The 23,697-nt window shown below is 50.0% G+C and carries 20 protein-coding genes and 1 pseudogene; 7 read left to right on the top strand and 14 right to left on the bottom strand.

Translation table 11 applies throughout. The features are described 5' to 3' along the window. Positions 1-436: 436 nt before the first annotated feature. Positions 437-1,456, bottom strand: coding sequence for a glutathione S-transferase family protein (locus tag NIES593_RS21800; protein ID WP_073601591.1), 1,020 nt, complete (start codon positions 1,454-1,456; stop codon positions 437-439). A 69-nt stretch (positions 1,457-1,525) separates the two neighbouring features. Here NIES593_RS21800 and NIES593_RS21805 point away from each other — a divergent pair, with 69 nt between their 5' ends. Next, positions 1,526-1,987, top strand: a complete 462-nt coding sequence (locus NIES593_RS21805; RefSeq protein WP_073601592.1) for a GNAT family N-acetyltransferase — start codon at positions 1,526-1,528, stop codon at positions 1,985-1,987. A gap of 201 nt (positions 1,988-2,188) precedes the next feature. Here the strand turns inward: NIES593_RS21805 and NIES593_RS21810 are convergent, their stop codons facing one another. From NIES593_RS21810 to NIES593_RS21855, 11 genes are all read right to left on the bottom strand, one after another. Continuing rightward, on the bottom strand, positions 2,189-5,245 hold the full coding sequence (locus tag NIES593_RS21810; RefSeq protein ID WP_073601593.1) for a hybrid sensor histidine kinase/response regulator: 3,057 nt from the start codon (positions 5,243-5,245) through the stop codon (positions 2,189-2,191). 15 nt (positions 5,246-5,260) lie between these two features. Continuing rightward, positions 5,261-5,389: a hypothetical protein gene (locus NIES593_RS25360; protein ID WP_281250783.1), complete on the bottom strand. Its 129-nt coding sequence runs from the start codon at positions 5,387-5,389 to the stop codon at positions 5,261-5,263. 54 nt (positions 5,390-5,443) lie between these two features. After that, positions 5,444-7,903, bottom strand: a complete 2,460-nt coding sequence (locus tag NIES593_RS21815) for a methyl-accepting chemotaxis protein (RefSeq protein ID WP_073601594.1) — start codon at positions 7,901-7,903, stop codon at positions 5,444-5,446. Between the two features lie 62 nt (positions 7,904-7,965). Next, positions 7,966-10,815, bottom strand: coding sequence for a cache domain-containing protein (locus NIES593_RS21820; RefSeq protein WP_073601595.1), 2,850 nt, complete (start codon positions 10,813-10,815; stop codon positions 7,966-7,968). A 68-nt stretch (positions 10,816-10,883) separates the two neighbouring features. Beyond that, complete coding sequence (locus NIES593_RS21825; protein ID WP_073601607.1) at positions 10,884-12,002, bottom strand: TRAP transporter substrate-binding protein; 1,119 nt, start codon at positions 12,000-12,002, stop codon at positions 10,884-10,886. A gap of 6 nt (positions 12,003-12,008) precedes the next feature. After that, positions 12,009-14,396, bottom strand: coding sequence for a methyl-accepting chemotaxis protein (locus tag NIES593_RS21830; RefSeq protein WP_073601596.1), 2,388 nt, complete (start codon positions 14,394-14,396; stop codon positions 12,009-12,011). 27 nt (positions 14,397-14,423) lie between these two features. Next, a complete protein-coding gene (locus NIES593_RS21835; RefSeq protein ID WP_073601597.1) occupies positions 14,424-14,918 on the bottom strand; it encodes a chemotaxis protein CheW in 495 nt (164 codons plus the stop codon). Continuing rightward, a complete protein-coding gene (locus NIES593_RS21840) occupies positions 14,915-15,277 on the bottom strand; it encodes a response regulator (protein WP_073601598.1) in 363 nt (120 codons plus the stop codon). Before NIES593_RS21840 ends, NIES593_RS21835 begins: the two co-directional genes overlap by 4 nt. A gap of 41 nt (positions 15,278-15,318) precedes the next feature. Then, on the bottom strand, positions 15,319-16,458 hold the full coding sequence (locus tag NIES593_RS21845) for a response regulator (protein ID WP_175561204.1): 1,140 nt from the start codon (positions 16,456-16,458) through the stop codon (positions 15,319-15,321). 272 nt (positions 16,459-16,730) lie between these two features. Next, positions 16,731-17,177: a VOC family protein gene (locus tag NIES593_RS21850; protein WP_073601600.1), complete on the bottom strand. Its 447-nt coding sequence runs from the start codon at positions 17,175-17,177 to the stop codon at positions 16,731-16,733. Positions 17,178-17,253: 76 nt separating this feature from the next. Next, on the bottom strand, positions 17,254-17,763 hold the full coding sequence (locus NIES593_RS21855) for a TIGR02652 family protein (protein ID WP_073601601.1): 510 nt from the start codon (positions 17,761-17,763) through the stop codon (positions 17,254-17,256). A gap of 115 nt (positions 17,764-17,878) precedes the next feature. On the opposite strand from NIES593_RS21855, the gene NIES593_RS21860 reads away from it, so the two are divergent. From NIES593_RS21860 to gmk, 6 genes are all read left to right on the top strand, one after another. Continuing rightward, positions 17,879-18,424: a gamma carbonic anhydrase family protein gene (locus tag NIES593_RS21860; RefSeq protein WP_073601602.1), complete on the top strand. Its 546-nt coding sequence runs from the start codon at positions 17,879-17,881 to the stop codon at positions 18,422-18,424. A gap of 68 nt (positions 18,425-18,492) precedes the next feature. Continuing rightward, the gene (locus NIES593_RS21865) at positions 18,493-18,612 is read left to right on the top strand and encodes a photosystem II protein Y (protein ID WP_073601603.1); all 120 of its coding nucleotides are present in this window, start codon (positions 18,493-18,495) and stop codon (positions 18,610-18,612) included. Between the two features lie 132 nt (positions 18,613-18,744). After that, a complete protein-coding gene (locus NIES593_RS21870; RefSeq protein WP_073601604.1) occupies positions 18,745-19,074 on the top strand; it encodes a heavy metal-binding domain-containing protein in 330 nt (109 codons plus the stop codon). 97 nt (positions 19,075-19,171) lie between these two features. Continuing rightward, positions 19,172-20,338, top strand: a complete 1,167-nt coding sequence (locus NIES593_RS21875) for a glycosyltransferase family 4 protein (RefSeq protein ID WP_073601605.1) — start codon at positions 19,172-19,174, stop codon at positions 20,336-20,338. 194 nt (positions 20,339-20,532) lie between these two features. Further along, the gene (gene remA, locus NIES593_RS21880) at positions 20,533-20,799 is read left to right on the top strand and encodes an extracellular matrix/biofilm regulator RemA (RefSeq protein WP_015142909.1); all 267 of its coding nucleotides are present in this window, start codon (positions 20,533-20,535) and stop codon (positions 20,797-20,799) included. A gap of 20 nt (positions 20,800-20,819) precedes the next feature. After that, positions 20,820-21,371, top strand: coding sequence for a guanylate kinase (gmk, locus tag NIES593_RS21885; protein ID WP_073601606.1), 552 nt, complete (start codon positions 20,820-20,822; stop codon positions 21,369-21,371). 89 nt (positions 21,372-21,460) lie between these two features. Here gmk and NIES593_RS21890 read toward each other — a convergent pair. Both NIES593_RS21890 and NIES593_RS21895 read right to left on the bottom strand, forming a co-directional pair. Beyond that, a pseudogene (locus tag NIES593_RS21890) lies at positions 21,461-21,823 on the bottom strand (transglutaminase-like domain-containing protein); the annotation flags it as partial. Positions 21,824-21,885: 62 nt separating this feature from the next. Continuing rightward, positions 21,886-23,475 carry a S8 family serine peptidase gene (locus NIES593_RS21895; protein WP_073601608.1) on the bottom strand — a complete coding sequence of 530 codons (1,590 nt, stop codon included), beginning with the start codon at positions 23,473-23,475 and terminating at the stop codon, positions 21,886-21,888. Positions 23,476-23,697: the final 222 nt, after the last annotated feature.

Consider the following 23,697-nt stretch of genomic DNA (forward strand, 5'->3'; position numbering starts at 1 on the left):
TTAACTCCGTTCAAAACCAGGCTTAGAGCGTGTTGCCAATTTTCGGACGAGTCTATTGGATGTCGCTCGGTTATCTCCTTTAGGACACGACCATATCAATATGTTAGGGCGCTACCATTTTCATTTACCTGAGTTGTTGAAGAATGGGGGGATGCGTCCTTTGCGCTCTTTTGATTCGGAAAGCTTGGAGTGAAACTCTTATGCAGTAATAATTACAGCCTTAGCGTAAGTTTCTGTACGGTTGCTACCAAAACGCCGAGACCTAGTGCGGGCCCCCCAAGCGGGTAGCTTAGCGATCCTACCAGATACCTTTACTTTATTCGTGGGTGGGGCATAACCATTATGCCAATTTCGATCAGTCATCCAAGTATCTTATTATTTGAGGAATCGCGATCGCGAGAAAGCCTCAACTGTGCGTTTACTCGATCCTACAAATTTAATTTACCGAAACGCCTACCCTCTCCCGATTATGAGGTTCGAGGAGGTTGGTTATTTCTGGACCAATGGGAATGATGCCGCCGGGATTGAGCGGAAATAGGTTCCCGTAGTACTCGCGCTTGATTGCCTCTAGGTTGCAAGTATCGGCTACGCCAGGAAGCTGATACAAGTCGCACAGGTAACCTCCTAGATTGGTGTAGTCCCGAATTCTTTTGCGGTTGCACTTAAACAATCCGTAGTAAACGATATCGAAGCGGAACAGCGTAGTAAAAAGACGCACGTCTGCTAGGGTAACGCGATCGCCGCACAAATATCGACTCCCAGCTAGTACTGCATCAATCTCGTCCAAGACCGCAAATAGCTCGTTACAGGCTTTCTCGTATGCCTCCTGGGTTTGGGCAAAGCCACAGCGATACACGCCATTGTTTACTGCGCCGTAAATCTTTTCGTTCCACCAGTCGATCTTTTCCTTAAGTTCCTCTGGGTAAAGGTCGAGGGCGGGATTGGTTGCCCACTCGTTGAACTGAGAGTTGAGCATGACGATAATCTCTGCACTCTCGTTATTGACGATAGTTTTCGTTTGTCGATCGAAAAGCACCGGAACGGTACAACGTCCTTCGTAACCAGGTTGGGCTTTTTGGTAAAATTCGGCTAGGGTGCGGCAGCCTTCCTCTGGCTTCTCAAACGCCCAACCGCCCTCTTCTGGCGCAGGGGATAGGATAGTGACGGGAATGGCGACTTCGAGTCCCTTGATAGCTCTGACAACAAGGGTTCGGTGCGCCCAAGGACAGCCCAGTCCTACATAGAGGCAGTAGCGTTCTGCTGCTGGTTGATAGGGGTTTTCTGGTTCCGTCCCGATAGCCTTTCTAAAGGCACTGGCAGGGCGAATGTACTCTCCCGACTGGCTGCGCGGAGCGAGATTTGACATCATTAGATGCCAGAGGCTCGTCCAGACAAACCTTCCAAGTTTGATAATAGCTTTTGGCGGTAGCGACTTTCTCTTTTTGCTACTTTTCATTGTGGAACTTTTTGCTCGACTGGGCTACCTTAATGGTACTTTTTTGAGATGAGTGCGATCGCGAAACGAATGAGACAATTTTCTTCTAGCCTACCGAATCAATGTATCCTCCGTCGGGCAACCTCTAGAGATATGTGGAGGATTCGCAAGTTGGTGCTGCTAGCTAAATTAGACCCAACTCAGTTGCGCCAATCGCAGTTTTGGATCGTTGAATGCGAGGGAAAGATCGTTGCCTGCGGACAATTACGTTCTTTTGAGGGAGCGCAGGAACTGGGAAGCGTGGTCGTCGCCCCAGCTTGGCGCGATCGCGGTTTAGGAACTTATCTAGTAAGGCATCTCATTCAATCTGCGACTCAACCCCTGTATTTAGAATGTCTTGGTGCTAGGCTAGCATCGTTTTACAGTTGCTTGGGGTTTGTGCCCGTTTCCTGGCAAGCACTGCCGCCGCCTCTGAAGCGGAAATTTGGTCTTTCTACTCTAGCGGCTAGGGTATTTCAACTGCCCTTAAACCTAATGCAGTACGGACAATAGCGAACCTGAAAACTAGAGCAACGGATACCATTTTGGATTTTGGATGAAAGGATTTTGGATTGAGAAAGACCAATCCCATAAAGGTTTGAAAAATCTATCTGTAGCCAAGATTTGTCAAATTGGTAGGAGAACAACTCACCAACGTAAGCCTGATTCTCTCGTCAAAATCTTTGGAATTCCGAACTGCCAACTCACGTTATTTTATGGATTTTTGGATTTGGCGCGATCGCTACTGTCCAAAAGACTTTTGACTTTGTTAATCAGTTCGGCGGTAGAAAACCCTTTCGTTAGATAGTCGGTTGCCCCGACGCGACGAGCTTCTTTGCTCCACTCTTCTGCCAGTCGGGAGGATACAACTACGATGGGAATAGTTATGCCGATACGTCGCGCGCGGTCGATAAGCGTAAAGCCATCCATGTGCGGCATTTCGATATCTGTAATTAGCATAGCCGGAGTGGGATGGGTTTGCAGCCAGTTCCAAGCTTCTTGTCCGTCCGCACAGGTGCTGACCGCGTAACCATAAGCTGTCAAGCTCGCTTCGAGTCGTCGCCGCATCAGAGCGGCATCATCGACAACGAGAATCGATCGCGTCAGTTGAGCAACTTCTTGGCGAGTGGGTTGGTTGGAAACCGTTGTTGTCTCAATCGCAAGTGTCCGTTCGGGTAGCGGCTTAGCTATTCGCTCTGGATCCTCTAGCAAGACTTCTGCTAGAGTTGCTGCGTCTACGACGGGGATGAGGGAGCCATCGGGTTGCAAGCTCGCACCCAGCAGCGCAATTGGAGCAACGAGCGGCGAAGGCAGAGGCGTAATGAGTAACTCGGTCTGCCCCAACAAATCGTCGGCTAAAATCCATATTCCCCGGTACTGCTGGGCGGGATGCACGTACAGACAAACTGCCGTATCCGGTAAAGACCGTTTGGCAGCTTGAGGCTGCCAGTATTCGAGCAAATCGAGTCCCAATAAGATCTCATCTTCCTGTTGAATCTGCCAGGAGCAGATCGCATTTGGATCGGCGATTTGGGTTGCCTGCAGATTGTCTAGGATAGTTGTTTTGATAATATCTTGGCTGGGAATAGCAAAGGCGCGATCGCCTGCCCGTAACAGCACGCAGGATACCAAGAGTTGCGGAACCGGGAACTGGATTTCAAAGATCGTACCGATACCGGGTTGGGTCATCAAACTCAAGCGCCCTCCCAAACTGGCAACCTGACTGGCAACTATGTCCATTCCCACGCCCCGCCCGGAAACCTCGCTCACGTCAGTTTTGGAACTGAAACCAGGCTGGCAGATGACTGCCAGCAACTCGGCAGGGGTTTGGGTGTTAGTTAACGGCAATCCTTTTGCCTGGGCAGATTGCCGAATCGCCTCAGCCTCAATTCCCCGACCGTCATCTCCTATGTCTAGCAAATAGGCGTTGCCCCTTCGTTTGAGCGAAATCGTAATCGTTCCCTGTTCTGGCTTGCCCCGATTGGCTCGCTCTTCGGGGCTTTCCAGTCCGTGGTCGTAAGCGTTGCGGATTAAATGCAATAGGACTGGCTCTAATTTTGAGCTGGTTCCGGCATCGAGTTCGACCTTTTCTCCTTCGACGACCAGTTGGGCTGGTTTGCCAAAACGAACGATTAAGTCCCTCACAATAGCTCTAGCTCGAAAAGCAAGGTTTTTAAAGGGGACGAGTCGGCTTTGCTCGACAGTTTGCCGCAGGCGCAGAATGTTTCGATCCAGGCTTTCCAAACTGCTCGCCGTGAGCAGGGCAGTCTTTTCCGCCTCTGCTCCCAGTTCCGACAAACGCAAGCTCGTTTCGAGGAGGCGGTTAATAGTGGTGTAACCTTGGCGATAGCGCTCTAGGGTCGGAGCTTCGGCAGAATTACTACTACTTTTAAGGCTATCGAGCAAGGCATAATCGTCTTGCAGTTGTCGCAAGCGAGTGATGTATTGAGCGCTTTCTTTTGCCAGCGCCAAGAGCTGGGTTAGTTGAGTCTGTAGATTTTGATAGAATCCTTGAGAGGCGCGGGCGGTCAATAGAGTTTCTACCAAGCTCTGAGAGGTGCGCTCCAAGCGACTTAAGGGAACCGGAATCTGAATCTCATTGGTCTGGTTTTCGGTACGAGCGATCGCGTCGGGTGCCGCGCTTTCTGTAGTAAATTGGGGGGCATCCAACCGCGCGGATGGCGGCGCAACTAATTCCAGCCAATCGTCCGAAGTTTCAGGAGAAGACGCCTTCTCGATATCTGAGGCTGGTTTCGGTTCTTCTTCGCTCAGCGCTTCCCAATCTAATTGAGCCAAGGCATCGGCGGCTTGACTCAACTCGTCCATGTCCCAATCGACTAGCTCGTCGGCGGCAAGCTCCGGTTCGCGCCGTTCTGAATCGAGGTTCTCTGCTAGAGGTTCGAGCGAGCGATCTTCGCAGTCCAATTGAGAGGGATCGATCGCCGAGCGTTCTGAAACATCCGACTCATCCGTCTCAGACAAAGCAGGCTCGACGAATTTACCGCCTTGGCGAGCAGATTCTTTCAAGGCGTTTAAGTAGTTTGTCCACTGAGTCCGCCATGCCTCGACGCTGGGGCGACTACAGAGAGATTGACAGCGATCGAGCAATTGTGTCCAACCGTCGGCAAATTCGAGATCGTTCCCGATCTCTGCCAATTGCGCCAGGGTTTGCCGAGCCACTACCACAGTCTCATCACCGATCGTTCCTTGCTGGGGCAGCCGCTCCAATGCCATTTCCAAATCTAGTACGACCAGATCGAATCCCTGTTCGGCGAATTCTTGGTGGAGTAGGCGCTGCTCGTTCCACTCTGGTAAATAAAGTTGCTTGACTTCCTCTCGCAGGGTTTGAATTCGCTCTATGGTCGGCTGCACAACTTTTAAGGCTTCTTCTCCAGTCACTCGAACCTGCAAGCAACCCGCCAAAAGTTCCCCGGCTTCGAGCAGTATCTGTCCCAAGCGTCCATCCTCCAGCGGTGGGGCGGGATTTAGGTGGCGTAGGTCAGAAAGCAGGTCTTCTAGGACGGTAGCCACCTGTAAGATGGCATCGGCGCCGACAGTCACCGAGCTGCCTTTGATGGTATGGATAACTCGATATAGCTCTTGAATATCCCTCGTCCAAGAGGACGGATCGAGACGTTGTACCAGATTCAAATAATCTTGAAGATACTTCTGGCTATCGACCTCGAACATGGCACGCAGTTCTTGCTGCAATTGCACTTCGGCGAGATCGACCTCGTTGGGTTCTGGGGATGAAAATTTGCCTGATACCATCGCGATCCTTCTCGACTAGACAGATTGAACGGAGAGAATGGAAAGAGGCGGGCGATCGCATCTCGGAGAGGGAGTGAGAGCGAGAAGGATGGGTTGCATCAATTTTGCCAAATAGTCAAAGGAGGTGATAGGAGGTAAGAACATATACATTCAAGAAGCGGTTATCGAGCCTAGAAATGTTGCCGCCAACGTCTCTACTTAAGATTTTCTCTTCTTCGAGGAGGTGACTTTCTTATTTTCATTATTTATCGGATCGGGTTGCGTGCCATTACTCCCACTGCCGCTATCGTTAGCCGAACCCAGGATTTTGGCAGCCGAGCCAGCTTGCATTTGCTCTGGCGCAATGCGGAAAAACCGCACCAGTTCATCCAGATTGCGGGCGAGTTGTCCCATTGCTTCTGACTGCTCGCGAGTGATGCTAGCTTGCCGTTCCGTATCGGACGCGAGTGCGGCAATTTCCCGGATCGATTTTAAGGTATCGCGCGCCGCATCGGCGATCGCCTGACTCGATTGGGTCACTTGTTGCCCCACTCGCGCTACCTGCATCGTCGCGGTTCTAATCTCATCAAACACCTGACGGGATTGTTCGACTCCCGTCGCGAAGTCCTTGACGATGCGATCGATCTCTTCTGCATCCTGGTTAAGCCCGGACACAACCGTCTGAATTTGTTCGGTTCGCTGTTGCAGTACGATTAAACTTTGGCTGGTTTGCACGGCTAGATCGTTTACCTGGGCGGCAACCGCTTCAAACTCTCTGGCGATGCTAGCAAATTGATCCGGGTCTTGCTGTTCGGTCGCTCGCGTCGAGAGCAGCGCGGCGTTGAGTGCCAACACCCGCGTCATCGAAGCGATGCGCTTCTGATCTTTAGCAAATAGTACGGCAAGTTGTACGAAGTCGCTCAGGGTTTGCATCCGCCGGACAATCTGAACCGTTCCTCGGTCGAGGGTATCGATTCCGGCACTCAACTGGGTCATTTGCCCCTGACCTCGAACCAGAGCCTCCTGCGCCTGCTGTACCGACTGGTTAGCGATTTGGGTTTGTTTGGCGTTATCGCGGGTCAGATTGCGAATATTTTGGAGCAGCGCTTGCACGGCTTCTACTGAGCGGGTTTGTAATCGTACCTGACTGACTGTCTGTACGGCAAACTGCTCTAGGGTTTCGGCGCTTTGAGTGACCTGCTGCGCCGTAGACGATACCACTGCCATGATGCGGGCGAGTTGTTCGACTAGACGATTAAAGGTATCGGCTACCAGTCCCGTGACGCGATCGCTCACAGGCGCTTGCACGGTCAAATCGCCCTCTTCTACTGCCGCTACCACCTCTAGCAGTTGTCCGACATCCTCTTGCAATACTTGGCTTTCAGCTTCGAGCGCCTGTCGCTGCCGTTCCTGTATTTGTACTCTCAAGCTGGCTTCTTGACGAATCTGCGCTTGGTTGGCTTCAAGCTGTGCGAGTAGGTTAAAGAAAGACGCAGATAGCCGTCCGATCTCGTCCTGCCCTTGCAGCTTGGCTTGGGTTTGAGCGTCTGTCGCCAGTTTGTTGCACTCATCCAAAATCGGCTGCAAGCGACGGTTTAAATTCCGAACGAATAGCAAGACCACAATTCCCAACAAAGTCGCTACGATTAATGCCGCACCGATGCTGGTTAAAATCGCGGGAGCGACGATCGCTTCTTGGGGAAAAGCCGCCAGCATTACCCAGCCCGTACTGGGAATCTTTTGATACGCCCAATATTTGCCTTCGATCGCGAGCAGTCCAGAGGTCTGGCTAGCCAATCTCTGTCGGACTGACGACCAAACTGGCTTTAGTTCTGGCACCGTCTCGGCACTCGGTCCCGGTTGCAAGTTTTTGGGAGGAACGGGCGGCGCTGGGGGATAGGCAACGATTCGTCCCTGTGCCGACAAAATGGTGAAGTATCCCGCATTTCGTGTCACTTTTGTGTTGGCAATTTGCTGGGTTACATCGACGAAATCGACATCTGCATTGACGACTCCGATAATTTTCTGCTGGCGATCGAAGATGGGGGCAGCATAGGTGGCAATCAGAGCGCCATAACTGCCATAGGGTTCAAACCAAGAAGCTTTGCCGCTCGCGACCGGAGTTGCGTAATAATCTTGGTTGGGGTAGTTGTCATCGGCAAACAGCTCGGAGTAGATGACATCTCCATTGGGAGCTGGGAGGCGCTTTCCCTTTTGTCCTGCCACTTTTTTGTCAAAATAATAGAAGGGGAAAAACCACTGACGATCCGGGACGATCGCTCTGGGAGTTTGGCCCAAACCAATTCCCGTCAGCAGTTTCGATCCCTGTCGCAGGGCAGAGAAGGCGAGTTGCTCGTAAGCCGAGGGGGTCTCGATCCCCTGGCGGTGGAGAACGTTCGCGGCTCCGCTCAAGCTGCGAACTTGCTGCTCTACGGGAGCCAGTTGAGCTTCTACCGATTTAACTTGAGTGCTCAGGCTATTTTGAATCTCGGCTTGTGCGCCTCGAATGAGGGTTTGGTAAAATGAGTAAGACAAGGCGGCTAAGCCGATGGCGGCGCTTCCTAACACGTAAAGAAACAACCGCGCCCCAATTGAATTCGATCCCAATTGCCAAGAACTCAAAAGTTGAGTCAAGTTCCCGGCGATTTGCCTGGGCAGATTGGGCGGCGTTGTGGTCATGGGATGCTCCTTTAGCTTTTTAGCGACGCGATTCTATCTAGTTTTCTGTTCCAAAGACTGCGTTAGGTAGCAGTCTTTGAGGTAGTATCGAGGGCATTTTCTCCCTCCTCGGACAAGTCCACTCGTTCGGTTGCCTCGGCGGGCAATCGGAGAAATTGAATTCTCCCTAGCAATTGTTCGGAACTTTGTTGCATGCGCTCTGATTGGATTAGGGCAGTTTGGGTGAGTTGGGCGGTTCGATCTGCCAGTCGAGCGATCTTGTCCATTGCCGTTGCTGTCGAGCGAGCGGTTTGTACGATCTGCTGATTCGACCGAGCGACGGTTGCTCCAATTTGAATGGCGTTTTCGGTGCCAGACTGGATGCTCTCAAACGCTTTGGCGGACTTTTCGACTCCTAGGGTCAAGCCGTCTACCAATCCATCGATCCCTTGCAAATCCCGCTCGATGGACGACACTGCCTTTTTGATGCGATCGGTGCGTTTTTCGAGAGAGCTGAGGTTTTTGTCGGTTTGTTGGGCTAAGTCTTTGATCTGGTTGGCAATGGTGTCAAATTCTTTCGCCAGCACCATCATTTGTCGGGGATCTTGCTGTGCCGTTGCCCTAGCCGCCAGTAGCGTTGCTCCCATTGCCAGCGACTGGATCAGTTCTGCCAACTGGCTTTGCTCTTGCACGAATCCATCGGTCAGGGTCACGAACTCATCCAAGTCTTTGGTTCGCCGCACGACCCGTTCGGCTCCCGCTTGTAGCGTCCGAATGCCTTGAGTTAGGGTATCGATGGCTAACTGCCCTTGCTCGACGGTAGTTCGTACTTCTCCCAAGGACTGGTTTGCCAGCGCGATTTGTTTTGCCGAATGGCGAGCGGAATTTTGCACCCATTTGGTGAGGTTCAAGACCTTAGTGACGCCTTCGGCTTGTTGCTGGGCGTTGAGGGCGACGGTTCTAGAAGATTCGTCGAGCTGTTGGGAGGTTTGCGTTACTCGTTGAGCCGTTCCGGATACTTGGGCTAAGATCTGACTCAGTTGTTCGAGTAATCGATTAAAGGTATCGGCAACCAAACCCGTCGCGCGATCGCTGACATTGGCACGAGCGGTCAGATCTCCCTTTTCTACTGAAGATACGATATCGAGCAAGTGACCCACTTCTTCCTGGGTCGTCTGATTTTCCAGCGCTAGAGATACTAGGTTAGCGATCGAGCCGACAAAGGTTTGCTCTTCTGGGAGCCACTGTCGAGGCGAGCCAACCTGTTCGCAACAAACGATTCCCACTGTCTGAGCGGTAATTTGAATGGGCACGTCTAACCTTGACTGAATGCCCACAGGAGTGAGGTAGGAATCGGAAAACTCCTCTAGGGCGGGATGGGTATTGACGTCATCGGCAACGATAAAGGCATCTCGTTCGAGGGACTGAAAATAGTTTGGAAAATCAACTATCTTCAGTTTCATCCCGTCTGAATGCTGCTGGGAGGTAAGCTCGTAGAGGTCTAAACAGACAAGTTTAGTGCGATCGCTATTGTAGAGCCAGATACTCGCCAGTTCTACACCCAGGGTTTCGGCAGTGGCTTTCGTGAATGCAGTAGCAGCTATTTTGACATCTCCTAGCAATATCCCTTCATTTCTCGCTAGTTCGGCTAACACGCGATTTTGTAAACTCAAGCGATCGGCATTTTGGCGCAATGTCTTCAGTAAATTCTGAATTTGACTTGCCATACGGTTGATATTATCGCCCAAAACGGCTAATTCATCATTGCCTCGCACTGGAACTCGAATATCCAGGTTCCCTTGACCGATCTTTTCGACGGCTGAAGTTGCCTGCAAGACGGGGAGAGTCACTCGATTGGCAATAAAAGCTCCTAAGACCGCCGTTACCAAAGCTGTCAAAACCGTGCCGACGCCAATGGCTTGTAGCAAATTTCGCTGAGGGGCAAAAGCAATGGCGCTATCGGTTGCAGTCACTACGCTCCAACTCAAACCACTCACATTGAGAACGGGGCTATAGGCGTACAATTGCTCGCCCCAGGAGCTGCCGTCAATCCAAGCTTGATTGCGCCGTTGAGCATTAACTGGTGCAAACAATGCGGTCTTCTCGGCGATTTTACTGCCGATCGCGCTGTTGGCTTGCTGGTTTTGCGGGTTGAGGGTTTGAAAGATTCGCCCAGAGCTATCGATCAAGCGATAGGTTGTATGCTCGGATAAACCCGACGTTCTCAAAATGGCATTGCCGACAAATTCTACGGGGATTTTAGCAACGATCGCGGCGCTGACGCGATCGCCATCGTTTTTGATGGGAGCGCCAAGATAAATCGCCCACCGTTGAGAATCCCCTACTTTCGTAGCAATTGGCTCGCTGATAACCGGAATCCCTTTCTCAATTACCTGCTGAAAGTAAGGAAAGTTTTTCTGATTCGGTTCCCTGGCAGAACCTGCCGAGCGGGCGATCGGATTGCCTTGAAGGTCGTATAAAGAAATATTAGAATAGACGGGATAGTCTTGAGTAAAATTACTTAGCTCCTTCTCTAGCTTCTGTCGAGCTGCCGTCCGCGCCCGCTCCCTGGGAGCGCCTGAAAAGGCTGTCCCCCCGGTCAGTTCGGCAACCCTGACAACCGTTTTGAGATTGGCGATGCGGTCTTCCAAGAAACGGCTGAGGCGGTCGGATAGCTGGGCAGATTCGGTAATTTTCTCTTCGGCAATTTTTTGAACGATCGAGCGATCGGCGACCCAGTAAGCAATAGCGCCGACTAGAAACACGGGCAATCCCCCAAAAACTACTGCTAAAGCCGTAGCTTTGAGGCGGATCCTCAACCGTCCCCTAGTGCGACGAGCGATCGAAGCCTTCAGTGCCGATCGAGAAATTCTCCCGGCAGCTGGAGTGCGATCGCGTCCGGAACGCCTATCTTTAGCGGATTGAGCTGTCATGGTCGGTCAAACTCCTCAGACTACTGTTCGTCACTAAGGTTAGGGTTCCTCAAAATCGCCTCGATTTCTCAATGGGCTTGAGCAAAAACAAAATCGTCATAGCTAAGCTCGTTGACGCGATTCCAGAAAAAAATGGTTTTGCGGAAACCCTTCCAGCTTGTATAGACGGCTTTAAACGTTGCGTCCTTACTTGCGTTTTCTTCGTATAGCTCAAAGGCTGCCTCTTTAGCGGCTTTGAGAATTTCCGCTTCAAAGGCAACTAGCTCGGTTCCGCTCGCCAGCAGGCGCTGTAGGGCTTGACGATTGAGAGACTCGCACTGGGATTGGGACAAAATCTGGGTTTCAAAAGCTGCTACGCCGAGAGCCTCTTGGTAGTCCTTGGGCAATTTCTTCCAGGCATCCAAATTGACGAGCAAATCGTGGTTAGTGCCCGGTTCGTGCCAGCCCGGATAGTGATAAAATTTGGCAAATTTATTCAGACCGAGCTTTTCATCTTCATAAGGACCGACAAATTCTGCCGCATCGATGTCGCCCTGCTCGAATGCCGCCGGAATTTCAGCGTGGGGAAGGTTGATAGCATTGATGCCGATGCGCTTGGCGACTTCGCCTCCAATTCCCGGTATCCGCATCTTCAATCCTTTGAGATCGGCGAGCGAGCCGATCTTCTGCTGAAACCAACCTCCCATCTGCGGGCCAGTCGTTCCTGCCGGAAAATACATGACATTAAAGTCAGCGTAAGCTTTCCTCAACAGCTCCAGAGCACCTCCCCCATAGATCCATGCCATTAGTTGAGAGGGGTTAAATCCGAAGGGAATGCTGGTTGCGAAAGACAAGGCGGGACTTTTGGCAACGTAGTAAATTCCTTCGGTATGTCCGCACTCAACTTTTCCCTCGCCAACGGCATCGAGAATTTGTTGGGCGGGAGCAATACCTCCAGCGGGGAAAGGCGTAATTTTGAAATTGCCGTTGGTCAATCGCTCGACGCGATCGCAAATCCGAGTGGCTGCCTGATAGTACGTTTCAACTTTGTCCGACCAACTGGTTGCCATCCGCCACTCGATCTGGGTTTGCTCGGCTTGCCCAATTTCCGTATTGACCAGGAGTTGTTGGTTTCTGCGACAAGCAGCGAGAGTAGCGCTACTGGCTGCTGCGATCGCTAAATGGTTGATTAACCGCCTACGCTTTATCACTTTTCACTCCTCGCCGACTAGAATGGAGCGAACGGTTGGGGACAAAGAAGATTCCTGCTCGACCGACTCGGATTCCGAAGACGTTTGCGGCAACAGTTCGGTCGGAAGGCGAAAGAATTCTACCCGCTGTAGAAGTCGAGTTGAGAGGATCCCCATTGTCTCTGATTGATGGCGGGTATTTTGAGTGAGCCGAACTGTGCGCCGGGCGAGTTCGGCAATGTCTTGCATGGCAGCGGCAGTAGAGCGAACGGTATTGATAATGTCCTGACTCGATCGGGTGACGGCTTCGCCAGCTTGTAGGACATTGGCAGTTACCATTTGCACGTTGTTAAATGCCTCGGTTGACCGTTCTACCCCCTCAGTGAATCCTCCGACCAGTCCGCCCAGGTTTTGTACTTCGGCATCCACTGCTGCTACGACGTTTTGGACTTGGGTCGTTCGTTGCTCTAGCACTGATAAGCCTTCGTTGGTTTGCTGGGCGAGCTGGCTCACTCGATCGGCGATCGCTTCAAATTCTTTGGCGGCTACGGCGAACTGTCTGGGGTTTTGCTGCTCGCAAGCGCGGGCGGCTACCAGCGAGGCGTTGAGTGCCAGCACTTGCGTTTGCGTGGCAATTTGGTTTTGATCGCCTACCAATTGCTCGGTCAGTCCGACGAACTCTCCGAGGGCCTTCATTTGTTGGACAATGCGGTCGGTTCCTTGGCGCAGCACCTCCGTTGCTCGCGTTAGGTCGGCGATCGCGGCTTGACCGTCGAGTACCGTGCTATCGAGCGCTAGCAATGACTGGTTAGAGATCTGAAGTTGTTGCGCGGCGCTCTCGGCAGAGCGTTCTACTTGCTCGGACAAACTCAATGCCTGCTCCACCTCCTGCGCCTGTCGGTCGGCGTTGGTTACTACTACCTCGGCAATCTGCTCTAGGTTGTCTGCGCCCGCAGATACTTGGCGGGCAGCTTCGAGCACCTGCGCCAGGACTTTTGCGATTTCTTCAATCAAGCGGTTGAAGGTATCGGCTACCAGCCCCGTGGCGCGATCGCTTACTGGTGCTTGCACGGTAAAATCTCCTTCTTCTACAGCCGCTACTACCTCCAGTAATTGCGCGATTTCTGCTTGCAGCGCTTCCCCTTCTCGCTCCACCTCAACTGCCCGCTTCAGTTCTTCTTGCGTCTGCACTGCTCGCGCCACTTCTTGACGAATTTGCTCTTCTTTGGTGGCTAGTTGGTCGATCAAATTAAAGAAGGACACGGACACGCGCCCGATCTCATCTTCTTTCTCCAGGCGGGCAATAGTTTGGGCATCGGTCGCAGCCAATTTGTTACATTTGTCGAGAATTGGTTTCAGGCGGCGATTGAGATATTGCACTGCTACGACGACGATCCCGGCTAGCAACAGACCAGCCGCGATCGCTCCTCCCACGGTAATCAGCAGGACCGGACGCAGCACTACCTCAGATGGGACCGATGCCAAAGCCACCCAGTTAGTTGATGGAATTCGTTGGTATACCCAATAAGTTCCGCGCTCTTTTATCAATCCAGATTGACCGTTTTGCAGTCGAGACCAGACTGATTCCAATCCGGGAATGGATTTAAACGTTTCAGCCTTAAGTCCTTTCTGAGGGTTGGGAGGATAGGCGACGATTTGACCGCTATCGGTCAGCAGCGCAAAATAACCCGCCTCCTGAATGACCTTATCTTGGAGAGATTTCTCAAAGGTTCTGGCATCAAAATCAACGCTAACTCCTCCCAGCCACTGCCTTCGATCGTCGTAAATCGGGATGTAAAAAGTCGTGTAAAAGAACCCATAGTATTCATAGGGATCTGCCCAAACCGTTTTCTGAGGAACCATGTAATCCTTCCAATAATCCGACTCCGGGTAGAAATCTCCAGGCGTATTCTCGTCAACGTAGCGAATCTTGTTGTCAGGAGCTGGCAGGAGTTTTCCGGGAAAATTTGCGACTCCCGGATCTAAGAGGTAGTAGGGACTAAACCATGGTTTTTTGGGCAGAACGCCATACTCTCGTTGCATAAATCCCAGTCCCGTGACGTAGTCCGGGCGGTTTTTGAACAGTTCCAGGGTCAATTTAATGTAGGTTTCGGGGGTTTCTACCCCCTGGGCGTGGAGCGTAGCAACAGCGGTTCGTAACGATTTTGCCAACGCTTCAGCTTGCTGGACTTGACCGTCGATTAGGTTAACTTTGCTGCTCAACGTTTGACGAATCTCTGCCTCAACCTCTTTTCTGAGAGAGTTGTAGAAGAGGTAAGCCATACTTCCTAGTCCGACTAAAGCCCCCCCCATTACCAAAAGAAACAATCGAGTTCCCACGGATTTCAAACGAGGCAGCTTGCTATTGGCTTGCATCATCTTAAGCTGAGACTGGGGTTGGCTTGTCGTCATAACCAATTCCTAAAACGTTGACAGACTTCAAGAGCGGCTCGTGCTGGCAGCCCAGCGCTGGGGCAGAAACAGTTCGTCGCTCAACAGTTGGGTTCTAAACAGTTTCAGGGTCGCGTCGCTTTCCGTGGCTGGGAAATACAGATCTGAGTTAAAGATTTCTGCTGGCAACTGTTCGCTCGTTTGACTGCTCAAGAAGCGCTCGACAACCAGCCCAACTCCGGCGAACTTCTGTGCTTGTTCGCCCAGGCGAACGACGGTCAATCGTTCTTTCGTTAGAGGACTGGAAATCCCGAACAAAGCATCGGTGACTACAAGCGGTACGAGCTGTCCGGCGTGGTGAATGCAACCCAAAACGACTGAAGAATAGAAAGGGATCGGTAAAATCTGGGAGCGTTCGATTAACAGGGTTTCTGCAACTAGGTTAGCGGGAAACACCAGCGTTAGCCGATCGAGTTGTGCCAAGATGAAACGACTGCCGCTTGGAGGGGTTGCGATCGCTGCACTATCGGCTTCTCCCGTCATGTGGGGACCTCCTCTAAAACGGCGCTTACGCTTTCGCGGGTTACGGGCTTGGTTAGGTAAGCGTCTGCTCCTGCCCGCTTGATGCCATAGTTAACTTCAATGGGGGTTTTTTTGCTAGAGCAAAAGATCACGTGTTGTTTGGCAGTGGTCGGATTGGAGCGCAGTTCTCGTAAGAATTTGTAGCCATCCTGTTCTGGCATCACGATATCGAGAAACACGGTGGCGTATTTCTCCTGGGCGATTTTATTCAAAATGCCTGCTGTATCGGCACTTTCATCGACTTGATGTCCCAACTCTTGCAGGAGAGACACCAACAAGCGTCTATCCACTGCACTATCATCTACTACTAATAATCGCATCTGAAATTTTCTCTTGCTACAATCGTTTTAAAATCAAAAGATTATTGAGACAGAGGTACTGCTTCTTTCAGTAACTCGCGCAGTTCTACTTGGAAGCTAAAAATTTCTTCAGACGCTCTCGGTTTTGCCAAAAATTTACAGTTTCCCCACTTGGCTCGCCATTGGTTGGAGAGGGAATTCTCTGCCGTTAATAGCACCAGGGGGATCGCGGCGAGCTGGGGTTGTCGCCGCACTTCCTTGATCAAATCAAATCCTGACATTCCCGGCATGTTGATGTCGAGAAAGACAATGGAGGGATTGCTTTCTTGCATCTTTTGAACGACGGTGTCGGTATCGCCCCAGGCATTGACGCGATAGCCCCATCGAGTGACCAGGGATTTAAACTTTTGCAGAAATAGGGGGGAGTCATCGACGATAAATACTTCCGGTGCGGCAAATTTGGCGGCGATATCTGGGGAAAGCTGCAAGGTTACATAACCCTTCTCAATCAGCTTGGCAAACATTTTGGCGGTCTCGAGGGGGTCTTTTGCCATTACTTGGGCGATCGCGCTTAAAGGTTTGCCCAGACCGACTAATTTCCGCACGAGCTGTTTTTGCGCTGCGTCCAAGCTAGAATTTTCTAAGGCCTCCGAGTTCAGAATCGGCGTACCCAACATCGAAGGGACATAGCGTCGCAGACTTTTCCATTCTTCTTGGCGCATTTGCGCTTGGAAAATTAAATCTTCTAATTTAAAGCCGCTAACGGGAGCCTGATAAACTAAGGCGTTATTGTCGCTATAATGACCGCTTCCCGCCGAGTCAAATAAGTAGGTGTCGAAGTCGGATAAAATTTGCAGATGAATGGCACTGACGACGTTCTGCTGCTCTAGCGCAGGAAGCCTTTGCTCGGCTTTCAACAACACTTTGCTGAGCATCGCCAATTCCTGCGGCGAAGACTCTTGCGCGATCGCCTGAAGCGTTTGCTTGGCGCTGGCGGTCCGCAAACTGGGCAGGTAGCGTTGCAGGGTCTGGCACAGCGATCGCCAAGATAGGGGTTGAGACCCAGAAAAAATTACCCGTCCTTGAGACATTGCCAAATACCATGGTGCTTTTGGGTCGCTTGCTCCGGGAGCGCTCGTAAATTTAAACTGCCAGTACCCAGTTCTGACTTCTTCGCAGGCTGAAGCAAGTAAGTTTGGCAACTCACGGGACTCAAACGCGATGTTGGAGGATGTTAACCCGATCATAATTGATGCAATTGCCGTTTATCTAGGAGTATACCTATTTATTTGGAAAAAACGATCGACGCAACTGTAAAATCTAAGTTAGATTTTTTGTAAATTTTAGATGTTTTTTAGATAGTCAACATTCAGCTAACTGATGCAGGAAACATCACTTCTAGAGCGAAAAATCCTTGGATTATGCAATTTCAAGTTTTTATATCTTGTTAGCTTAGCGGATGGCAATGTTAGTTTTAGTGCTCAATCGCAGACACGACTCGTATAAACTCCAAAGGTAATCCATCGGCATCGGCGATGAAGGCGACTTCATAAACGCGATCGCCGATGATTTGCTGCATGGGTTCGAGCAAAACTTTTAAGGCTTGAAATTGTTCGGGATTTTGTCTGGCAGCGTCGGCAAACCTCGTTTCTAAATCTTTTAGCCAAGAGGGTAAATCTGGGGTTTTATCCGTCAAATCGAAAGACAGATGATAGTAGCCGACATAATGTTCGTCGCTAAAGGCATCGGGAGCGGGTTTGGGTTCGGGAATCTCAATTAATTCGATCCTGCCGCCCAACCCTTCCATCCAACAGGCGAGGGTGTAACCTGTCGTGAAGCGTTCGGTTACGGTAAAGCCCAACTGTTGGTAAAACGCGATCGCCCGATGAATATCAGCCGTGCGAATAGAAGCATGATGCATAAATTCAGCGATCGGTTAGTGGTTAGTCGATAGTATAACTATTAAACGACTAACTACTAACCGATAGAAATCTTAATTATTCAAACAAGCGAAAGTAAGGGTAACGTTTGGGGATTCCTGGTTCTTTTTCCAAATCAAAATTAATCACGTCCCAACAGGGATCTTCTTTTGATTCGGGACTAAATTCAACCGGAAGCCCATATAATCGAGGAGTCTGGGAATCGGAATTCCCGCGCCAAGGCGTATTGCGCTCCAGATAAGCGCTAACCAACTCGCGATAGCGACTGGCGATAATAACTTTCGTTGCCCGATAGCCCTGAGTATAGAGGCGATCGAGTGCCTCGTGAATTTCAAAGCGAATGCCGTCGGGATGAGTGTGCTGTCGATACCATTCTCCATTCCAGCGCCGCCAGTGCCGTCCCGACTGTAGGTGAACCAGTTCGCCGGTTTGTGGGTTTGCCTCAAAAGCACCATGGCGCGGACACAAATAGGTATCCGTCAGCGTCAAAGCTGGAATGATTTGACGGCAGTGCGGGCAGGAAATTTCTGGACCAAATATAGGATATTGTAAACCTGGACTTATCATTGAGGATATATTGTGCATCTCTGGTATCCGCCAGCAGTCGTGGATATATTATATCTGCTCATTTGTGTAGGGCTTTTATTTTAAATTGTAGATTTTAGATTTGGACAAAGTACTGATGCACGAGAATTTATCGGCTCTAGGCGCTTATTGGTCGCCCCCAGATTTATCTGCTGCCGCTTTTATTGCCCCCAATGCCGTGGTGATGGGGAATGTATCTGTAGCAACTGGTGCGAGCATCTGGTACAGTGCCGTCGTCAGGGCAGACGTAGAACGAATCGAAATTGGCGCTCATACTAACATTCAGGATGGGGCAGTTTTACATGGCGATCCCGGTCAGCCTACTATTTTAGAAGACTACGTGACCGTCGGTCATCGCGCCGTCATTCATTCGGCGCATATCGAACGAGGATGTTTGATTGGCATTGGCGCTGTCATCCTCAACGGCGTGCGAGTCGGTGCGGGGAGTATTGTTGGCGCGGGTTCGATCGTGACAAAAAGTGTACCGCCGCGATCGCTAGTTGTCGGAATTCCTGCCAAAATAGCGCGAGATGTCTCGGATGCAGAAGCCGAAGATTTGCTCGAACACGCGCGGCACTACGAGAAACTCGCTCTAGTCCATGCGGGAAAAGGAACCGATCTAGGATTCACAAGTCCCCACTGATTAGGATATAAATATAAACATGAAAATCTTTTAAATTACCTTAAGTATTCAAAGAGGAAAGATAAGATATGGACTGGCGAGTTTTAGTCGTGCTACTTCCCGTTCTCGTAGCAGCCGGATGGGCGGGATTCAACATTTTGAGTGCCGCATTAAGGCAAGTTCAACAGTTTCTGAGCAAGGAAAGCTAATAATACAAGCCTTCGAGCTTCCTTGTCTTACCGACTGTTTTTCGCCTGGGGAAGCAGTCGGTTAATTTTTTTAACTTTTGTACGAGTAAGGCACTTCCTTGCCTCTACGACTGACTTGTAACTGTACTGATTATGATTGTTACGACAGCACCGACCATCGAAGGAAAAAAGATCGTCCGTTACCATGGATTAGTCTGTGGCGAGGCAATTTTGGGGACTAATATTTTTAGAGATTTTTTTGCTAGTATCCGCGATATTGTCGGCGGGCGATCGGGAGCTTACGAGCGATCGCTGCGAGAAGCAAGAGAAACTGCCATTAACGAGATGATTCAAGAAGCGAGAGAGATAGGAGCCAATGCCATTATTGGAGTTGACTTAGATTATGAATCTATTGGGATTGGGGATGGCGGTAACATGCTGATGGTGTCGGCTAGCGGAACGGCAGTAAGATACGAAGATTAAAGTAAGAAGGTAAAAGGCAAAAAGGTAGTAAATTCCATCGAGTTTTTTCCTTTTTAATTTTCTTTTATAATTCTGAGGTTATTGTCGGTGCGATCGCGTGAGTCAATCTGCCCAGTCTCATAATTCCTCCCTCAATCATGTCTTCATCTTTTTAGAAATTTTTTCCCAAGAAGGGGGAATTCAGTCTTACGTCAAGGATATTTTTCGTGCTTACCTCGCTTTATACGAAACCAAACCCAGTTCAGCAGAGCAAGCTGAAGCTTTTTTATTGCGAGATGTACCGGGATGCGACAATCCCTTCGAGACGGGGTTAATTAAATTTCACTATCTCAAAACGTTGCCTGCCTGGAGAGGACGCTTAAAACTAACTTTTTCCCTCTTGAGTTGTTTGGTGCTACGCCGTCCTCGGCACGTCTTTTGCGGTCATATTAAATTAGCGCCTCTGGTTAGCCTCCTGTGTCGATTTCTGGGAATTCCTTATACGGTTTTGACTTACGGAAAAGAAGTGTGGGAACGCCTACCCGATTGGCAACGTCAAGCCCTTGTCCAAGCCACTTCTATTTGGACGATTAGTCGTTACAGTCGCGATCGCCTGACTCAAGCTAATGGCATAGAACCCAAAAAAGTTCGGATTCTTCCCTGCGTCGTCGATGGAAATGCCTTTACTCCCGCAGCAAAACCCCGCGAACTCATCGAAAAATACGGACTTGCCCATAGTAAGGTGCTGATGACCGTGGCGCGGTTATGGTCGGGAGATATTTATAAAGGCGTTGACGTGACCATTCGCGCCTTACCCAAGATTGCATCAGCGTTTACAGAGATCAAATACCTAGTTATCGGACGTGGAGACGATCGCCCCCGTCTAGAACGATTGGCAAACGATCTCGGAGTTGGCGATCGCGTCGTCTTTGCCGGGTTCGTACCAACAGAAGCGCTAGTCGAACATTACCGGGTGGCGGATGCCTACATCATGCCGTCGCAGGAAGGCTTTGGCATTGTCTATTTAGAAGCGATGGCTTGTGGAATTCCCGTCCTCTCCGGCGATGGAGATGGATCGGCCGATCCCTTGCAGGACGGACGTTTGGGTTGGCGAGTCCCTTACCGCGACCCCGATGCCGTAGCGGCGGCTTGTATAGAAATCTTACAAGGTAACGACCTCCGTTGCCGGGGTCAATGGCTGCGGGAGCAAACCTTAGCAAAGTTTAGTCGAGAAGTATTAGTCAAGCAACTACAAGCATTGTTGTCAGAATTTGGGATTTTCTAGCCATCCCTGCCAGAATATCTATCCTGAGATAGAGTTCGCTCGAAGAGAACTACAGAAGAATATGAGAGAAAGCTAAAAAAAAGTCAAAGGGAGATGCTTGTGTTAGGTTTTTGATTGTAAGTCAGAATTTTTATCGATAACATGGGAATTATAAATTTTCAATAGCTTCTCGCACGGCTCAGCCGCTTTTAACTATGGACGTACAGCTTATAAACATAGGTTTCGGAAATATCGTCTCAGCCAACCGAGTGATCGCGATTGTCAGCCCCGAATCTGCCCCAATTAAACGGATTATCACCGATGCTCGCGATCGCGGACAACTCATCGATGCTACCTATGGTCGTCGTACTCGCGCCGTTATCATAACAGACTCTAGTCATGTAGTTCTCTCGGCAATTCAGCCAGAAACGGTTGCCCATCGTTTTGTAATCAGCAAAGAAGTTCCAGCAAATAATAACTGACGACTGTTACTTTTGAGCGAATGCAAACTGGGAAGTTAATCGTGCTAACAGGACCGAGTGGTGTGGGCAAAGGCACCTTAGTGCGGTTACTGTTAGCACGTCATCCCGAACTCTATCTATCTATCTCGGCAACAACGCGAAGCCCTCGTCCAGGAGAAATTGACGAAAAAGATTATTATTTCGTCAGCAAAGAACAGTTCGAGCAAATGATTCGGGAGAAAAAATTGCTCGAATGGGCAGAATATGCGGGCAATTATTATGGAACGCCCCGCCAAAAGGTAGAAGAACAACTGGCAAGCGGTCATTCGGTTGTATTGGAAATAGAAGTCGTCGGGGCAAGAAAAATCAAAGAAACGTTTCCCCAAGCCTTGCGGATCTTTATTCTTCCGCCATCGGTGTCAGAACTAGAGCGTCGCTTAAAAAGGAGAGGCAAAGATTCGGAAGACGCGATCGCCTGCCGTCTCGAACAGGCAAAAGAAGAACTGGCAGCCAGTCATGAATTCGATCGTCAAATTGTCAACGACGATCTCGAAACAGCCCTAGCAGAAATTGAAGCAGCGATTTTTACTTAATGGCTGGCTGAGTTGCCAATCTTCTGGCTCAATCTTCCCGTTTAATTGAGATCTGAACCTTCATTTCGGACTCAGACGTCTTGCCAGTCTCAATAACTGACACCAATTTGAAATAAGAAGGCGACAGATGAATTTACACAATTCAATCGTAGAAAGGGTTTCCCAATCCAAAATCCTTTCATCCAAAATCCAAAATGGTATGACTTGACAGGAGTAGTAGCCCCAACAATGGGAGAAGCATAAGCGGGTAGGGCGCTGGCAACTAATGCGATGTGGCGATCGCCTACGGCTAATCCGTGAGTCGGATCGTAACCTCGCCATCCCGCACCGGGTAAATAAACTTCTACCCATGCATGTAAATCCCGTTCTTCTTTATCGAGATCGCCTTCCTGATAGCCGCTGACAAATCGCGCTGCCAAACCGATAGCGCGGCCAACTTCCATAAATAATACCAATTTTCAATAGATGGTTTTATGGAAAATATGGTATAAAGCACTTTAGTCAAGGAAAAAGGTCACTCGTCCGCTACCGTCCACCAAGCTAGGGCGTAAGGTTGAGTACTTTCATTGACCTGTTGGCGATAGCTGACGCGAATTTTGTAACGCCCGGACTTAGGAATGGGACAAAAAATATGTTCTACGCTATCGACATCGCTAATTGACGCGCAGGTACTTTTAGCGGTGTTAGTTTCATCGGCGCTCATGAGATAGATATCGAGGTTATTCAAACCGCGATCGCGAAAATCCTCCCCGATATCGTACTGTTTATTGTTATTAGCATCGTTGAGTTCTACCAGGCGATTCCACGCCAAAGTAATCGAGACAAAACTATTGGCTTTTAAAGGTTGCTCTAGAACGTAATCGCGATTGCTATTAGCTGTCACTGTGCGATAATCCCAACCCCGGCTCGGAACGGGATTTTTAGGACTCCACTGACCCGCGCTAAATTGCTCGTAGGCGCGAAAAGCATCGAGATGTCCCGTACCCATTTCTATATCTAGCGGAATTTTCGGATCTTTATAAGCATCGGATTCCAACCAATTGCGATTATTTTTAGTCAGGGTAGTGCGGGTCATGCCCAACAGCAGACCATCTCCCTTATCTTGAAGTTTGTCGGCTGAGTTGAGCAGGACGGCTTTCATAACCTCGTGGCGGCGGGAATCTAAACTCCAGTCCGAGCGAGATTCCTTCAACTGGCGATCGCCATATTCCTGCAAGAGCGCGATCGATGCCGTGATGTGAGGCGCGGCAAAACTGGTGCCGCTGACTTCATTGATGGTTCCTTTTAAATCGTAGAGTCTAATTTTATTGCCGGGAGCGAGCAAACTTACGGAACGTCTCGTCCCGGCATTAATTTCTCGCTTAATCAGTCGGCTGCCGCTTCCCGTTGGTTGAGAACTTAAGTTAGCAAAGTCAACTTTTTTAAACTTGCCTTGCCGTTTGGCGGTGTAAGCGGTAGTAATGCCGTTGAAATGGTCGGTGGGGATGGGAATGCCGCCAGTTCCCTGATTGCCCGCGATCGTGTAGAGAACGTCGTGAACTCGCGCCGACCAATCGATACATTGAGTTAACAAAGCATTTCCGTCGAGGATGGCATTTTCTCTGGCATCGCGCTGTAGGGACTCTCCAAAACTAAAATTAATCGCCCGAACGTCTCCTCCATTTTGCAAAGCGACGTGCTGAGAGGCAAGACATTCTTCTGGCTGTCCGCTTTCGGCAAGAGAGCCAATGGCAGCAGAATAAAGTTTAGCTGCCGGCGCGACTCCTGGCAGACGTTTGTCACGAGAAACCATGACATTTGCCACCATCATCGCATGGTTATCAATATTCTCGTTAGGTTTGGCTTGCTTATCTCGATAGAAGACACCAGCCAGCGGGATAGGGGGATTCCAAGTCGCGGCTTTGTCTAACCCAAATTTTCCGGGTCTGCCGATTTCGACTTGCCCGATCGCGATTTTGCGACCGAGCAAATTGTAGGGTTCTTGATGTAACTTATAGGCGTTAATGCCCGATTCTCCTACCGTACTAATATCTGACGCTAAGACGGGTGCAATTGCTCCCGAAACAGCAATTCCACAAGCTAGCCAAACCCATTTTTGACCCATAGATGCCCATCTAGTAATTTTTTCTATAACTATCCTAGGCGCGATCGCAGCCAACCGATCGAGAAGTTCGCTCTCTTTTTTGGGGCTAGAGTAGCGATCGCTCAAACTAGAACTAAGTAAGTCGGCGGGGAAATTTATCAGTATGTAACAAAAGCTTAACCAGAGTTATTGCAGTCAAATTTAATACGGTATGTACTGTAGTTTCCTTTTTCCCCTCTCGCT

This window comes from Hydrococcus rivularis NIES-593, assembly GCF_001904635.1.
In the GTDB taxonomy this organism is placed as follows: Bacteria; Cyanobacteriota; Cyanobacteriia; order Cyanobacteriales; family Microcystaceae; genus Hydrococcus; species Hydrococcus rivularis.